The sequence below is a fragment of the Streptomyces phyllanthi genome (assembly GCF_009377205.1).
Lineage (GTDB): Bacteria > Actinomycetota > Actinomycetes > Streptomycetales > Streptomycetaceae > Streptomyces > Streptomyces phyllanthi.
The window spans coordinates 1-1,137 of the sequence record NZ_VJZE01000928.1 but is presented as its reverse complement, the minus strand read 5'-3'; the positions used below and the strand labels follow the sequence as shown (position 1 = coordinate 1,137).

At 77.0% G+C, this 1,137-nt stretch carries 1 pseudogene; it reads right to left on the bottom strand.

Annotated elements, in window-relative coordinates:
• Nucleotides 1-1,137: pseudogene (locus FNH04_RS46195) on the bottom strand (DNA-binding protein); the annotation flags it as partial.

Below are 1,137 nucleotides of genomic sequence, written 5' to 3'. Positions count from 1 at the left end.
GTCCCGGGGGGCAGCCCGAGCAGCGCCCGGCCGTGCGAGGACAGGGCGCCACGGCCGGTGATGCCCAACGACTCCGCCTCGGACAGGGTCCATCGGGCGAGCCGGGACCGCAGGTCGTCCTGAGCGGACTGGGGCGACTGGGGTGACGTGGGCGACTGGGCGGACCTGGGGCTCTGCGGGCCCCGGGAGCCGCCGCGCGGGGGCCGTTCCCAGCTCAGGCGGGCGAGGACCGAGTCGGCCGTGGCCGCCGTGCCCTCCGGGAGCCCCGCCAGCAGGGTGAGCACCCGGTGCCGGACCTCCGGCGCGGCCGACCGGTCGAGGCCCGGTCCGAGCGCCGACAGCGTACGGTCCTTCGCGTCCCGCCCGCCGACCAGGCCCGCCGTACGGGTCGCGGTCAGCCACGCCGTGGCCAGCCGGGTCCAGCGCTCGGCGGCGGGCAGCTCCTGCCACTCGTCGTACGCGGGTGTCGCGGCGTACCGCTCGTCCGCCTCGCCGTCGGATGCCAGCAGGCCCGCCGTATGGGCGAGTTCGACCCAGAAGGCGGCGACCGGCTCGGGCACGTCGAGGGCCACGGCGGTCCGCTTCAGATCGCGCACGCTCAGTCCGCCGGCGCGCAGGACGGCCGGACCGCCCTCGTCCCAGTCCTTCAGCAGCTCCTCGACGGTCGCGAGCGCGGTGTACGCCTGTCCGGCCGCCGTCGCGTCCACAGCCTGTGGACGGTGCGTGGCCGCGGCCTCGACGGGCGGGGCCAGCGGCTCCGTCTCCCGGTGCGCCTGGCCGTCGCGCAGGTGGAGGGCGACCTCGCGCGGCAGTACGACGGTGCCGGGCGCCGTGGGCAGGAGCAGGCCCCGGTCGAGGAGCCAGCGCAGATGGGGCGCCGGGTGGGCGGTGACCTGGCCGTACGGCGGGCCCCAGTGCAGGCGGTTGAGCACGTCCAGCGACTCGGCGGGGGCCGTGGTGAGGAGCTCGGCCATGCGGGTGCGGTCGGTGAACAGGGCGGACAGGGACGCCACGGCCGAGACCGAGTCGTGGGTGCTGGGGAGTCCTGCCGTCGTGAGGATCTCCTGGACGCGGCCCGGTGACATGCCGGCGGTGGCCTCCGCGACGGTCGGGCCGAGACCGGTGGGGGACGGGTGC